We start from the raw sequence: 15860 nt of genomic DNA on the forward strand, positions 1-15860 counted from the left end.
CTTTACTTGCTGATCGCGCGCCTAGACTGACGCCCATGCGGCGCGGTGTCGAACTTCTCTTTGCATCGGCATTCGCGCTCGCCGCGGCTGCCTGCAACAGTGAACAAAAACAACGCCAGTATATTCCGGTAATCGACCTGACCGACGCAGAGGGTAACGTCATCGACACTCCCTGCACTAACCCGCAGTCGCCGAACGCGTACGCGCAACCGACAGCGGCTGAGTGGCCGACGATTCGCGACGTGAAAATGGGCGCCGTTTACGATGGCACGAATATCACCTTCAGATTTTTCGCTCCTACCGCGCAGCAGGTCGAAGTTGTTCTATACGACAACGCGGCACAGAGCCTCTTCAGCCCGAATGCAGTCGTGCCGATGACGCGTGACGGTGTCGGCAATGCAGGCTTCGGCGTGTGGAGCTCAGCCGCGTTGACAGTTGCCGACGCGCGCCCGGTCTCGGTTGCAGGCGCGGGCAGGTATTATTACCGTTACCGCATCAACTGCATGCAGAATTATGAAAACAAGACGATCGCTGACCGCGATCGCTATATCACCGACCCTTACGCGCTGGCGAGCGCCGGCTCGCACGGCCATGGCATCATCATCGACACCCAGTGGACCGTGAATAATGTCTTTAGCGGCTGGGCAAATGCCACAGACGGAGTGACCTCAGACATCGGCGGCGCCAACTGGTTTGGCACCGCCCGGCCGCCGACATCGCAATACATCGTATACGAAACGCACCTCGACGACATGAGCGGCGGTGCATCGTGCCTGCAGGCGCATGCCGGCAGCACGTGCAAGACAAACCTGCAGAACTATTACACGGGCAATGCGGCTTTTATGACGGCAATCGGCGCAACTGGCGCCGATAATCTTTCGGGCAAATACGCGGGTTTCGAGGCGATGGCCACTCACCTGTCGTCAACGCTCGGTGCCAATGCAGTGCACCTGATGCCACTGCACGAATCTTCGAACGACAACAAAGACAACCCCGAGAGCTACAGCTGGGGCTACCTGCCCTCACTATTCTTCGCGCCAGAATCGTCTTATTCTTCATACTGCACGCGCGCCAACGCCAACGACACCTGCACGTACGCCGACGCACGCGCGGGCTATCAGGTGCTTGAACTCAAGCGCCTGATAAAGAAGCTGCACTCTCAGGGTATTGCCGTGATTCTCGATGTGGTTTTGAACCACACCTCGAATGCATTCAACTATCTGTACCAGGCAGACCCTTATGGCCGTTATTATTTTCGCACGAACGGGCTTAACTGGTCGAATATCGGCACGGGTAACCAGATCTTCGACGACCGCAACCAGCGGCCATTCGCATACAAGATGGTTATGGACAACATCAAATACTGGGTGAAGCATTTTCACGTCGACGGATTTCGATTCGATCTGGCCGTCGGCACCGCTGAACAAACGCTGCGCGACATACAGAACATGGTCAACGACGCCAACCAGCCGGGAGTCTGGACAACGACGACGCCACCTTCGGCGACACAATCGAGCCTCATTATGGACAGCGAATTTGTTCGCACATCGGCTGCTGAAACCTATGCCACCGACGGCAACACCCGTGACAACTTCAACAATGTCATCAAGTTACCCAATTTCATGACGGGTGAAAACTGGCTCGGCGCGCAGCGCCACGGTTTTATGGTACAGAGCACATGGACATCACCCGATTTTGCTGCTCAGCGCACCGCCGACTACCGGGGTTTCTCGCAGTGGAACGACTACTTTCGCGAATCTCTGAAAAAGTTTATTCAAGGTAACACCGACACGCTGTACACGACGCGCAGCAAGACCGCGATGTATTTCAGCAAGAGCCGCGACGACGGCGTCTGGCAGGGCATCTCGAACCATCCGCCTGACACGCTGAACTATATCGAAAGCCACGACGAAGAGACCGTCGCGCGCGCGGTGCTCGATTCAAAGTCGAAATCGGCAATCGGCAGCGTGCTGCTTCTGACGGCACACGGCATACCGATGCTGTACGAGGGGCAGGAGTTCATGCGCAACCGCCAGATTCAAGACCAAAGCAAGACAGGTAACAACCTCGACTGGCAGCTCGCGACAACAAACGCCGATATGCTTGCATTTGTCGCTACGCTCGTCAAGCTGCGCAGGTCCTGCCCGGCGCTGCGCTACGCATCTGACCCGACGAACACGTTTTCAAATTTCGACACGACGACACCCAACCAGACGATCTCGTTCTTCACGCGCAGCGGCACGAGCTGTTCGGGTTTCACGGGCACAGACGCAGGCTTCATCAACGCCAAATCAGAGTTTCGTATTCTCGCGAACATGACGGGTGGCGCGCAGAACTTCGTCGTTGAAACGGGTGGCGCATCTTGGCGCGCGGTCGCAGCGGCGACAGGCGGTAACGACAACACGAACTGTTCAGACCAGGCAGCGGCGACATTGCGCTTTGCGAATGGCACCGGAACGAACCTCATCAGCGGCTGGGGACCAACGACAAATAACTGGAGCCTGCCGTGCTACAGCGCGGTGGTGTTGGTGAAACAATGAAAAAACATGATCGACAACAAACAATATGCACAGCGCTGCTGTGCATATTATTTGTTGCAAAATGCGCCGGGCCCAAGTCAGACTTCTACCGCATGTACGACGCCGAGCCGCATGCGCCGTCGTTTAATACGACGCAGATCAAGAACATGGAAGTCATGGGCCCAAAGATCGTCGACGGCGGGGTCAGCTTCACCCTCTATTCTGAACGCGCGACACGCGTGCACCTGTTGATCTTCGAAGACCCCGAAAGCAAATATCCTGTGCAGGAATTTCAAATGTCGCGCTTCGGCAACGTCTGGTCGGTTTTTGTGAACGGCGTCGGCCATGGTACTTATTATGGCTACCGCGCCTGGGGGCCAAACTTCGATTATCACCCTTCATGGTACCCCGGCACGCTTTATGGTTTCAAATCAGACTTCGACAACCAGGGTAATCGCTTTAACCCCAACAAACTCTTGCTCGACCCATATGCAAAGGCCGTGCACCGCAAGCATGACTGGACAAAGGGTATGGCCGCCTCGGGCCCTTACCGCCACGAAGACACGACTGCCGCCGCGGGAAAAGGTATCGTGCTGCGTGACAACAACTACAGCTGGAGCGGCGACGAACAGTCGTACTGGTCGCGTAAACAGAGCACGGCCAATCGCCGCGCGCGTAATTCGATAATCTTCTACGAGGTACATCCTAAAGGTATTTCTGCTGCTTCATTACCGGGAATTCCCGGTCTTGCAAATGATTACCGCGCGCGGTTTCCCGGTACGTTTCGCGGCACGGGCGAACTTGCGCCTTATCTCGCAGACTTAGGCATTACAGCGGTTGAGTTTCTACCCGTGCACGAGGCCGGTGGCGACGGCGGCTACTGGAAATACTGGACGCTCAACTTTTTCGCGCCTGAGTTCACGTATGCATACCGACCTGAAAAGGGTTCGCAGGTGAATGAGTTCAGGCAGATGGTCGAACAGTTTCACAAATATAATATCGAAGTCATCATCGACGTCGTTTACAACCACACCGGCGAGGGTGGTCTGTGGCGCGAGAAGGTGCCGCTCATCGAGGGCAATGTGCCGACGAACCCGAACGACCCTTCGAACTTTTGGGGTTATGACCCGGCAGAAACCGCAACGATTCTTTCGTATCGCGGCATCGATAACTACAGCTACTATGCGCTCACTGGCCCCAACAAAGAATTTTATTACGACCACACCGGCACCGGTAACATGGTACGCACCGGCAGCCCGCCCGTGCGCCGCATGGTGATCGACAGCCTGCGCTACTGGGTCGAGCAGATGCACATCGACGGGTTTCGCTTCGACCTCAGCGAGGTGCTCGAAAAAAAAGACGGACAGGCAACCAACAACTGGAACGGTTACAGCTACTGGAAAGAATGGGGCGCCGACAGCACCTCGGGCATTGCGGCGACGCGCAAGAACATGTCAGCCTCGATGTGGATTGTCAACGACCCGGTTCTGCAACGCTATGACACGCGGCTCATCGCCGAGCCATGGTCGATTGGCGGCTATCGCTTCGGCGACCACCCTAAGGCCTATTGTTATGGCGCCGACGGCCAGCACTACGCGGGCTATGAAACGGGCTGTGCGAGTCAGGACACCACCTACACCACGGGTTATGCCTGGTATGAATGGTCAGATCTTTTCAAGCGCGTCTCACGCCGCATCATCAACAACGACGACTACCGCTTCAACGGCGATTCGCCGGTTGATTTCGGTGGCGCGCTCACCGGCAGCGCCGCGAAGTTCAATGAGAGTTTCGACGGTCGCCAACCATACCACAATATCAACAAGATCACCGCGCACGACGGTTTCACGATGTACGACCTGTTGAGCTATAACCAGAAACGCAATGGCATTGGCCCGCTGAACCCACTCGGTACCGACCCGTATTCGGGCGACGACGGCAGCAACTATTCGCGCGACTGGGGATTCAACGAGAACCTGAAGCGGCAAAACTTTCGCAACCTCATCACCCTGCTCATGGTAGCGAACGGCACACCGATGCTCTTGGGTGGCGACGAATGGATGCGCACACAATTCGGTAACAACAACGCCTACAGCACAGGTTCAGACAACCAGTACAACTGGTACCGCTGGGGTGTGTGGGTATCAGACCCCTATGCGTACCGCATGTACGACTTTACACGCAAGATGATACGCTTTCGCAAAGATAACCTGTGGGCGTTCGCGAAGACGACTTACCCCGGCATGAATGATCTCAGCTGGCACGACATCGGCGCATCACCCAATAACTGCGACGCAAGCCTTGCCGGCACGGCCGCATGGGGCGGCACCGACAAGGTGATCGCGCTCTGTTACAAGAACCCGCCAACCGGCAAGACTGAAATTTACATCGCTTTCAACCTGGGTGGCACGACGACGCACAATATAAACCTGCCGACCGGCACCTGGAACGTCGTCGTCGACACACAATACTACTTTGAAGGATTTCATGCGAACCTAAGCGGTAACTACTGCGCCAATAGTTCAGACTCAACGTTTAACCCGGCGGCGCCAAAATGCAACGCGAGCACTGTGACAGGCACATACTCGCTGCCGCCGCGCAGTGTGTTAATTTTACAGAAGCAATAAGCGAATCTCTTCGATGAAATTGCAGACGGCTCAGAAACTTCTATTCATCGTCGCCGCCATACCCACCTTCTGGCTGTGGGCACAGGGCAACGCTGACAAGATCAGACTCAATCGCCCGGCTGCGCCCGCAAGTTTCAACGCGGCGAAAGAAGAGTCCACCGAAGCAGCGGCTAAGGCAGATGCGGCCGCGGCGACCGCTGTCAAGACAGAAGACGCTACCGACCTTGAAGAAAAGAAGAGCGGCTTTAAAATTCCGAAGCCGTTTTTCTTTAACATGTACTTTCGCGCCAGCGCGCAAGATGACTTTGGTTATAACTCCCCCACACTCGGCTGGTCGCCGTTTTATGGCCGACTCATGAACGAGACACCGTGGCTCATGGCCGACTTTGGCTACCATGTCGTGCGACCCGAAACACCGGGAGCGCCGCGCGCGACGCTCTTCATGCGAATCGAAGGCGGCAGCTTTCGCGGTTATGATAAAGGCCAGGGTTCGCTCGGCAATTTTAACATCAACCACATCTGGGTTGAAACGGAGAATGTGCTCGCGAAAACTCTCGTGACGCAGACGGGCAACCTGTGGTACAACATGGGCTACATCGGTATCTTCGACAATTTTACCTCGCAGGTTTTCTATGACACGATCGGCTTTCGCGCGGGCCAACGCACCAAGTGGTTTGAATATTTCGCCGGCGTCGGCGATTCGGGCTGGTCGATCTACCGCAACCGCAGCTACGACGGCTGGCAAGGCCACCAGTACGCAGTGATACCGACAGTGGGCGGTCTCGTGAAACTGAATCTTTACGAGATGCAGGCGCTGAAGAGTTTCAGCAACAAGTTTATGCCCAAGTGGCAACTCGGCACCACCTTTCAGATGATGTGGGAGAGAGAAAGCGAGACGAACCGCGGCGCCCCCAACCAAACGCCGTCTGTCGCCTATGCCGATGTGATGCGCGGTGAAGCGTTCAAAAAGTTTATGCTCGAGAATCCCGGCAATTCAGACTTTTTTCCCTGGGCGCAGTCGACCGGTGCAAACTACTGGCGCGGCACGCTGTGGACTGGTTTTGGCGGCCCCGAGTTTGGCCCGCTCAAAATTTATTGGAACGATCTCAGCGTTCGCTTTGAGAAAAAAGCGCCGCAGATCGCGGTACGCGAAACGTACGACAACGAAAGCAAAGACATTTATATATCCTCATTTACCGATGAACGCTACGAGTTCACACTCTATGACGAAATTCAGATTCGCCTGCTGCCGAATCACTTCGACCTGAACGCGGGTTTTGCGTTCGGCAAAAGCTGGGATAACGACAACCGCATTCGTCCCGACGACCACAACAGCACGCGCTATTCGGTTGTCGTTCGCCCGATGTGGTACATCACCGAACACCTGCACTACCTGCTTGAGCTCGTCTATTCGCGCGAAAAATCGACCATCGGTAACCGCTACCGCGAACACTTCAACTCGATCAAGTCGAACACCGGCGGCATACCCGACGTCGATGGTCTCGAATGGGGCGACACCGACACAAAACACACATACCAGATCAAAACCGGTTTCACGATTAACCCTGCAGGGCGCGGCATCTATTCGCGCCCGGTGATTCGCCTGCTCTATGGCGTGCAGCATTCAAACGTTCAGGGTGCGTTCGGCAACAGTTTTGAAGAGAGCCTTAACCGCCGCAACCAGTTCAACCTCAACCGCGACATTCACTGGCACCACATGGTGCGCGTCGAATTCGAACACTGGTTCTCAGTCAGCGGATGGGAAGAAGGCTACATGCCCCCCATGGCGCAGCAGACCGAACGCCTGTCGCAGGTTCATAAAGGTGAGGATATCGACCCTTCTAAACCAAAGCGCTACGACATCTTCACGACTCTGTGGGGCGGTTGGGCGCTGCAGGTGGGGCCAATGACCACGGGGCTTGCCGACAGGTACGTGAACGACGCCGATGGCTGCCTCGGCCTCACGAGCCGGCAGTGCGTGATCAACTATTCTACCGGTGGGGTCAGCGGTGGCGGCCACGTGACAGCGCGTTCGGGTGATATTGCGTATACCGGCGGCATGTGGTTCTTACCGGTCTACCAGTTCACAGTCGACCGCACGACCGGTAACACCGAAAGCAGCCTCAACTTCTTTGCTGTGACCGCCGGCGTGCGCTATTACCTGCCGTTCGTGCCCGAGTCTCTGAAGGGCATTTTTGTCGGCGGCGAGCTCGGCTATGGCATTCCGTTGCTGCAATACAGCGTGCGCGGCAGCCCGAAATCGGTCGATCTGGGTACATACGTGATTGTCACGGGTAACCTCGGCTACCAGTACAGACTCTCGGAGAAAATCAGCTTCGAAGCCGCAGCACGGTTTGTTTTTATGCCGACGTCGCCGGTGAGCCTCGCGATTATACCCACAGTCGGCGCCAGCTACCATCTATGAACATCATTGAAATCAGCAGCGAATGTTCGGGCCTTGCACAGCGCGGCGGCCTCGGCAGCGTCATCTGGGGAATCAGCGATGCGTTTCGCAAGGGCGGCCATCGCGTGACGATCATTTTGCCTTATTACGCCGAGATTCACCACGAGGTACATCTCTATACGACACTCTCGTGTTCGTATGGCGGTGAAGAACTGTCGGTATCGGTGTTTGAAACGCTGCATTTCGGCATTCGTGTTCTTCTGGTACACAGCGACCGATTCTTTCGCGGCGAATATTCTGATGTGTACATCGACAGCGGCCGTTTGCGGCGCGGTTATTTCGAAGACGACGCGAAACGCTTTGCCTTTTTCTCGCTCGCGGCGTGCAAACTTTTGCAGCATCTGCAGAAGAAAGAACGTATCGACGTGATACACTGCCACGACTGGCACACGGGCCTCGTGCCATTACTCATCAAGGTACACCCGGGGCTGCAAAACCTGCAAGATATCTATCGTCTTTTTACTGTGCATAACCTCGAGTACCAGGGCACGAGGCCATTCGCCAAATTTAGTGTGCGCAACGATGGCATCCATGCCAGCGCGCACCCCGGTTCATCCGTGAACCATGGCAATCTCCAGGGGTTTCTCGACTGGTACCCCGATCTGGCCGGCATCGAGATGGAACTCTTCGCCCCTTACCTCGACCGCCATGCCGACATCGCCTGTATCAACCCGATGCGCGCAGCGCTGCATTCAGCAGACCGCGTTTCGACCGTATCACCCACTTACGCCGAAGAGATTTGCCGACCCGATTCGCACGAGACTGATTTTCTGGGCGGCCGTGGCCTCGAAGACGATTTCAGCGAGCTCGCGAGGCTGGGGCGCCTGAGTGGTATCGCGAACGGAATTGATATTGATTTCTATGACCCAAGGGCTCTACCGCTGCCATACACTCCTGAGAATCATGAAGAGGGTTGCAGAGCAAATCGGGCCGCTCTCTTCGATGAAATGCCCGCCATAATCGACGCGATGCTCGAAACCGAAGCTCTGATCAGCGGCACAGAGATGGCTCTGCGGCAAAAGTTGCAGGCTCTGAACCGCGATGCATTTATCGAACGGCCGCTGCTCGTCGCTGTCACGCGGCTCACAGGCCAGAAAATTCAACAGTTTCTCGAGTCGGCCTCAGGCAACCAGCTATTGCAGCACTTTGCCAACGAAAAATTACACCTGGTGTTTCTCGGTAAAGGCGATCTGCTGCCGCGCCTCGTTGAAGAAACGAGCGCCGCGCCGAACATTCTGCTCTTCGGCGGTTTCGATGACAACCTCGAGAAGCGGCTTTTCGCATCTGCCGACTTTATGCTGATGCCCTCTGAATTTGAACCCTGCGGCACCAGCCAAATGAAGGCCATGCGCTATGGCTGCCTGCCGATCGCCGCCGCAGTGGGAGGTCTCAAAGACACGATTCGGCACGGCTACAATGGCTTCTTGTACACGGGCCATGACCGCAAAAGCAAAGCCGAGGCGTTTCTGAGTGAAATCCACGCTGCGCTTAAAATGATCACCAACGATAGAAAGACTTTCTTGCAGCTACAGCAAAATGCCATGCTCACCGACTTTTCGTGGACAGAGGCCGCAGCGGCCTACCTCGCACTGATGCAACCGTGACAACACAGCCGGGTAACGCATCGCCGCTGGGGCCCAGCGCCCACGGCAACGGGTATAATTTCGCGGTTTATGTCGACGGCGCGACACAGGTGAACCTCTGTCTTTACTCAAGGTCAGGCGAACTCTTGCACACGCTACCGATGCAGCGCAGCGAATCGGTGTGGCACCTGACAATCATCGGCGGCGCACCTGACCTCATTTATTGCTTCGAAGTTGAGCGCGCAGAAATAAAACAGCAGCTCTGTGACCCGTTTGCAAAGAATCTGAACCTTCTGGCTGAGTGGCGCAAACGCAAGGCCTGGCCTGCGCCCGTCGCCGCCCCGGCAAATGCCGTGTTCGACTGGTCAGACGACAGGCGCCCGATGATCGCACTGCCCGATATGGTGATCTACGAAGCGCACGTCAAAGGCCTTACAATTGAATTACCCGGCATACCCGAAGCGGAGCGCGGGCGCTACCGGGGTGCCGCACACGCTGCCGTGATCTCACACCTCAAGCGACTCGGCGTCACGACGCTCGAACTTCTGCCGGTTCACGCGAAGACAGAAGATGCTTTTCTGCTCGCGAAAGGACTCACCAACTACTGGGGCTATAACACGCTGAACTATTTCTCTCCCGAAAGCGAATATGCAACCGACGACGCCGTGACCGAATTCAAGACCATGGTAAAGGCGCTGCACGCTGCCGGTATTGAGGTGATTCTCGACGTGGTCTATAATCATACCGGCGAAGGCCCACAGAGCGCGCCGGCCGTCAGCTACCGCGGCCTCGCCGATTCTACCTATTACACCACCGATGAAAACGGCGCATACCTCGACTACACGCACTGCGGCAACTCGCTGAACACAGACGAGACGCTGGTGCGGCTGCTTATTCATGAGAGCCTGCGCTATTGGGCAGACGAAATGCATGTAGACGGATTTCGATTCGATCTGGCGCCGACGCTGTTCAGAAAACGCGATATCGTCACGTTCGACCATGAGCTGCACCACATGATCGTGAATGACCCGGTGCTCAGTTCACTCAAGCTCATCGTTGAGCCCTGGGACTTAGGCCCCGACGGCTACCAGCGCGGGCGTTTTCCGCAGCCATACCTCGAATGGAACGATGTCTTTCGCGATGCGTCGCGCCAATTCTGGAAAGGCGAGAGGCCGGCAGCTGAATTGGCGGCATTGATGGTGCACCGTGGCAGGCCCGTCATCAACTTCGTCACCTGCCACGACGGTTTCACGCTGCTCGATCTGGTCAGCTACGAACAAAAACGCAACGTCGCCAACGGCGAAGACAACCGCGATGGGTCAAACCACAACCACAGTTTCAATTGCGGCATTGAAGGCGAAACGCCTGACGTGCAGATTCGCGCCCGGCGAAAGAAACTGCGCAAGAACCTGCTCGCAACACTCATCTTCTCGCAAGATATTCCGATGCTGCTCGCCGGCGACGAGATGGGTAACACGCAGTTCGGTAACAACAACGCCTATTGCCAGGACAACGAAATTTCGTGGCTCAAATGGGCAAATCGCGAAGAAGACATGATCGAATTCGTCGCCGAATGCCTGAGGCTGCGCAGGCAATTGCACAAGGCCACGCACCCCGCCGTGATCGAAGCACCCGCGAATGCCGCACGCGCCTTCGGTATCTGGTTCGACCGTTATTGCCTGCTCATGAACTCGGCGAGTGAAAATGTGCTCTTTTCAGTGCCCGGCAGCGCGATGCGAGAAGTTTTGCATACCGGCAGACAGATTCATCATGAAACAGTCAGCGACATCTACCTGCTGACCGCACAATCGGTGGTGTTGCTCTTGCGCAACGAGAATTAAAAGCCCGCTCTTGTTTTTGGACGACGGGTAATCGCAGAATTAGATTTAGCACAGTATTTGCAACATGAACGACAACACGCTTCCCGAAAATCCACTTTTTAACCAGGGCGAACTTCCCGATTTTTCTGCGATTCAGGCCGAACACGTCGTGCCTGCGGTGCGCGAGGCGATCAGAGTCGGTAGAGAAAAGCTCAAGACCCTTGAACAGCTGCAAAACCCGACATGGCAGGCGTTTGTACTGCCGTTACGCGACATCTCGCGCCGGCTCGACCGTATCTGGGGCACGGTCGGCCACCTGTTAGGCGTCAAAAACTCCGATGCGCTGCGAGCGGCGCACGAAGAAGTGCAGCCCGAGGTCGTCGAGTTTCAATTGTCGATCGGGCAGAACCCTGCGCTTTTCAAGAGCTGGCAAGCGCTGCAGGCGGCAGGCCCCAAAGAAATCACCACTGCTGCAAGAAAACGCATCGTCGAAGCCGCGATTCGAGATGCCAGACTTTCGGGTGTTGCGCTCGAAGGCGAAAAACAGAAACGCTTCAATGAAATACAGCGTGATCTGGCGGCGCTCGCCACGAAATTCTCGAATGCAGTGCTCGACGCGACCAAAGCCTTTCAGATCGTTCTGACAAAACCTGAAGAAATCGCCGGGCTGCCGCAGAGCTGGCTTGCCGGCGCTGCGCATGCAGCGCAGGCAAAGGGACATGCGGGGGCCACTGCAGAAAACGGGCCATGGCTTGTGACACTTGACTATCCTTCTTATTACCCTGTGCTGCAACACGCACAAAACCGCGCGCTGCGCGAACAGGTTTACCGTGCGAGCGTAACGCGGGCGAGCTCAGAAAAATTAAACAATTGGCCGGTGATCGATGAGATTTTGCGGCTGCGGCATGAAAACGCGCAGATTCTGGGTTTTGCGAATTATGCCCAGGTCTCGCTTGCCGCAAAAATGGCCCCCGAGACGAAAAACGTGCGCGAAATGATTGTAAACCTCGGCAAAGTCGCGAAGCCGCAGGCGCAGAACGAATTCGTCAGGCTCACCGAATACGCGAAGCAAAAAGGCCATGAGGATTCACTGCAGTTATGGGACATCGCATTCTACAGCGAGCGTCGCCGTGAAGAGCTGTACAGTTTTACCGACGAAGAACTGCGGCCTTACTTTCCGTTACCCAAAGTTTTGTCGGGCATGTTTGACTTAGCCGAAAAACTTTTCACCGTCAAAATTGCAGCAGCCCCCACACAGCCCAAGGTCTGGCACCGCGACGTGCAATATTTCGACGTGTATGACACGACCGCCAAGAAGATTGCCGGCTTTTTTCTTGACCCTTACGCCCGCTCGGGAGAAAAACGCGGCGGCGCCTGGATGGATGTCTGCCGCCAGCGCGAAGCTACAGAAGAGAGCCTGGTTCTGCCAGTGGCGTATCTCGTCTGCAACGGAACTCCGCCTGTGGGCGAAAAACCTTCACTGATGACATTTACAGAAGTGGAGACGCTCTTTCACGAATTCGGCCATGGGCTGCAGCACATGCTGACCACTGTCGACGAATACGAAGCATCAGGCATTTCGAATGTCGAGTGGGATGCCGTCGAACTACCTTCGCAGTTCATGGAAAACTGGGTGTACGAGCGCAGCGTCATCGACCAGATTTCGGGTCACGTTGAAACCGGCGAGCCCCTGCCGCAACCCCTCTTCGAAAAAATCATCGCCGCGAAAAACTACATGGCCGGCTCAATTCTGTTACGCCAGCTCTATTTCTCATTGCTCGATCTTGAATTGCACGAAGTACATGGAGGTACGCTGGTCGGCGTAGCCAAGGATGGCGGCAAGCCGACTGAAGTACATGGAGGTACGCTGGTCGGCGTAGCCACGGAGGGCGGCAAGCCGACTGAAGTACATGGAGAAACAGTACGCGACGTGCAGCGCCGCATCGCCGCCGAGTACACCGTGATACCGCCTTTGCCAGAAGATGCATTTCTCTGCTCTTTCTCGCACATTTTTGCCGGCGGCTACGCTGCCGGCTATTACAGTTACAAATGGGCAGAAGTCTTGAGCGCCGACGCATTCGCGGCATTTGAAGAGGCAGGGTTAAACGACGATGGCGCGATACGTGAACTCGGCAGGCGATACCGCGAGACCGTGCTCGCGCGCGGCGGCTCTGAACATCCGCTTGAAGTGTATCGGGCGTTCAGAGGGCGCGATGCAACGATCGACGCGCTGCTCAGGCATAACGGGTTGATTCAGGCGGCGTGAACCAGGTGCTCTGAACAAAACCATTGGCGAACGCGTGAGATTTCGAATGCTGCAGATGCACGCTAGCATTCAGCTCTGCAAAGAGCGGTAATCCGCTGCCCAGCAGAATAGGTATGCGCGTGATCGTGATTTCGTACACGAGACCGTCGCTCAGAAAGCTCTGTATGGTTTTGCCGCCGTCGACATAGACTTTTTTCACACCCTCGGCTTCGAGCCGTCGCAGCAGAGCCGAAGGGTCTTCAGACGATAATTCTGCGCCCGGCTGCGAAATGCTTTGTAAAGAACGGCTCAGCACCACTACGCGCTTACCGGTGAATGGCCAGGCCTCAAATTCAAGTACCTTCTCATATGTATTTCTGCCCATGACGATGCAGTCGACATCGGCCATGAACTGCGAATAGCCGAAATCTTCGCCTTGTATGGCATATCGGGGGTCGTGCAACCAGGCGACGTCGCCGTCTTTCTGCGCAATGAATCCATCGACACTCACCGCTATATATACTGCTGCTTTCATTTGTCCATAAGTTACTCTATGCTGTAGAAGCTGGCAAATAATTCTACAATGTAGATTTATGAATTTGCTTTACCCGCCCGCCGTCTGCCTTGAGATGCGCCTGCATGGGGCAGAAAAAGTCAGGTCGGCCGCTGGCCGCAAAACTGGATAGTGCGAAAATCTTGCGCAGCGCCCTGGCACTCTGCGCGAAATCGGGGGTTGCGGGCATGACATTGCGGGCACTTGCCCGGCAGCTGAAGGTTGACCCGATGGCCATTTACCATTACTTTCCCGACCGCACTGCCATACTTTCGGCCGCGCTCGCCCACGCGTACCGCAGCCTGGCGGCAGATTACAGACCGATTGGCAATGCGACGCATGATGTAACGTATTTACTCGAAAGTTATTGCGCGATTTCGGGCAAGTATGTCGAGCTGATGATCTATCTCATGGGCCAGCGAGACCATTCACTGCTGCCGCTAGAAAATTTTAACAGGCATCTGCTCGAAGCGATCGGGCGCCAATGCGAAAATGCTGACGAGGCCTTATTTCTGCGCGACGTACTGATCGATTACACGCATGGTTACGTGATTGCAGCGCGGTACTTTACAAGGCGCGAGCTGCTTTCTGCAAATCAGAACTATCGAAAAGCGGTAGGTTTACTCCTTGCCGGTCAAAAGAAAGTCTTTTAGTCTGTTTGTCTTCGCATCAAAAATCATGATTAACCTGCGATTGTATGCAATCGCCCGCCGATCTTTCAGTTGGTATGAGTCATAATACGAGAACTGAACCCTGTCGTTGGCTTTGAATTGCAGTATAGGCAAGAATTCAGTATCCACCAATTGCGAGGGCATTACCGATCTTCCCGAGGTTTGACCTATTGTACGCCGTGCTTCTGCCTCAGTCATTCCTATGCGCAATAAGGTCACGTCTTCATCGATAAAGCGCGTGCTATCTTCGGGGAAACCACTCGAATAGATGTAACCCAGGGCTTTACCGTCTTTGAGTTCTACACTCAATAGTCTGCTTGAAAGCGAACTGCCGGTTCTGAGAGTGTAATAGTATGTCGCGACGGTGCGGTTAAAACCTGGCTGTATGCGCTTTTGAATTTCAATCGGATCGCCGAATGCTTCGATAAGTTGTTCCGTCGTCATGCCGGGAATTTTTTCGAAATCGTGCAAAGTACTCTCTCGTACAAAATTCTGACCAGTCGCTCTACTGCATTGGATGCAAAGAAGTGATAGCATGAAAATAATGCTGGCAAGTTCACTCTTCATAAAAACACCCCTGCGCCAATCGACATTTCAAATCTCTTGAATATTCGGTCAGAAGCAGACCCCTTATACCCGGCCTCAACCTGATTGTAGGCATAACTATAGTGCAGACCGGTGACCGCAAATACCGATGCGAAGGCTGAATACCAGGCAAACTGTACACCCATTCTCATCTGAAAGCCAAGAAAAGTCCGCAGAGTATTCTCATTTTCCCGATTCGCAAGATTAAACGAATATTCGTCCCGGGCATTGGTATAAGATACCAGCGGCCGATAACGCCCCGATGTCGGCCCTATCTGCAGGGGAAATTCGAGGTAAAAACCATGAATACGCTCAATCGGAAAACGAAAATTGGTGCCAATGAGAACGGTATGGGTTTCCATCATCGTCTTCAGGGCACTCTCCCGAGCATAGGAATCGCCGTAACCGCCAATAGACATGCCATGGCGTAAAACTCCATATTGATACGTGGCGCGAAAGCCAAAGAATCGTGAGACTGCACGTTCGTAGTTGAACGCAAATGCCTGATCAAGTCGCACCCCCTGAAACTGCTCAACCCGACCATCACCGAAGTCCAAGGTTAGATTGCTCTCTCGAATGAGCTCGTCTTCCCGATCGCGAAGCGAACTTGAGAGAAATCCAAGCCGAGCATCGAGCGAAAATATGTTGCGCCGATCGAAAAAAAGATCGAAGTGCGCATTATCCGCTGAAAACAGGCGGGCATCTGACGCTGCTTTGGGGGTATTTTTCGCTAATAGCGAAGTGTAACATGCGATCGTGCAAAGGCCAAGAAATGTGAGTGAAACGCTTTTCATTG

Annotated in this window: 10 protein-coding genes; 7 read left to right on the plus strand and 3 right to left on the minus strand. The window is 55.0% G+C overall.

The features are described from left to right. Positions 1-35 precede the first annotated feature (35 nt). The 6 genes from TURPA_RS03470 to TURPA_RS23955 all read left to right on the plus strand — a co-directional run bounded on the left by TURPA_RS03470 (position 36) and on the right by TURPA_RS23955 (position 13276). A complete protein-coding gene (locus TURPA_RS03470) occupies positions 36-2540 on the plus strand; it encodes an alpha-amylase family glycosyl hydrolase (RefSeq protein WP_014801894.1) in 2505 nt (834 codons plus the stop codon). Positions 2541-2632: 92 nt separating this feature from the next. Continuing rightward, positions 2633-5143: an alpha-amylase family glycosyl hydrolase gene (locus TURPA_RS03475; protein ID WP_169314395.1), complete on the plus strand. Its 2511-nt coding sequence runs from the start codon at positions 2633-2635 to the stop codon at positions 5141-5143. A gap of 13 nt (positions 5144-5156) precedes the next feature. Next, positions 5157-7568 carry a carbohydrate porin gene (locus TURPA_RS03480; protein ID WP_014801896.1) on the plus strand — a complete coding sequence of 804 codons (2412 nt, stop codon included), beginning with the start codon at positions 5157-5159 and terminating at the stop codon, positions 7566-7568. Continuing rightward, positions 7565-9211 (plus strand): glycogen synthase, encoded by a 1647-nt coding sequence (locus TURPA_RS03485; RefSeq protein ID WP_014801897.1) that lies wholly within the window; start codon positions 7565-7567, stop codon positions 9209-9211. Before TURPA_RS03480 ends, TURPA_RS03485 begins: the two co-directional genes overlap by 4 nt. After that, entirely contained in the window at positions 9208-11031 is a 1824-nt protein-coding gene (locus TURPA_RS03490) for a glycogen debranching protein (protein WP_014801898.1), read from the plus strand. The genes TURPA_RS03485 and TURPA_RS03490 overlap by 4 nt, the downstream gene beginning before the upstream one ends. Before the next feature lie 64 nt (positions 11032-11095). Then, positions 11096-13276, plus strand: a complete 2181-nt coding sequence (locus TURPA_RS23955; RefSeq protein ID WP_014801899.1) for a M3 family metallopeptidase — start codon at positions 11096-11098, stop codon at positions 13274-13276. On the opposite strand, the gene TURPA_RS03500 is transcribed toward TURPA_RS23955, so the two are convergent. Next, complete coding sequence (locus TURPA_RS03500) at positions 13245-13790, minus strand: dihydrofolate reductase family protein (RefSeq protein ID WP_014801900.1); 546 nt, start codon at positions 13788-13790, stop codon at positions 13245-13247. The genes TURPA_RS23955 and TURPA_RS03500 overlap by 32 nt on opposite strands. 104 nt (positions 13791-13894) lie before the next feature. On the opposite strand from TURPA_RS03500, the gene TURPA_RS21350 reads away from it, so the two are divergent. Beyond that, a complete protein-coding gene (locus TURPA_RS21350; RefSeq protein ID WP_014801901.1) occupies positions 13895-14461 on the plus strand; it encodes a TetR/AcrR family transcriptional regulator in 567 nt (188 codons plus the stop codon). Here the strand turns inward: TURPA_RS21350 and TURPA_RS03510 are convergent. Together TURPA_RS03510 and TURPA_RS03515 are read right to left on the minus strand one after the other, a co-directional pair. Continuing rightward, positions 14429-15046, minus strand: a complete 618-nt coding sequence (locus TURPA_RS03510; RefSeq protein ID WP_014801902.1) for a hypothetical protein — start codon at positions 15044-15046, stop codon at positions 14429-14431. The genes TURPA_RS21350 and TURPA_RS03510 overlap by 33 nt on opposite strands. Further along, the gene (locus TURPA_RS03515) at positions 15043-15858 is read right to left on the minus strand and encodes a hypothetical protein (protein ID WP_014801903.1); all 816 of its coding nucleotides are present in this window, start codon (positions 15856-15858) and stop codon (positions 15043-15045) included. Before TURPA_RS03515 ends, TURPA_RS03510 begins: the two co-directional genes overlap by 4 nt. Between the last annotated feature and the right edge of the window lie 2 nt (positions 15859-15860).

It is taken from the genome of Turneriella parva DSM 21527, from assembly GCF_000266885.1.
GTDB lineage: Bacteria > Spirochaetota > Leptospiria > Turneriellales > Turneriellaceae > Turneriella > Turneriella parva.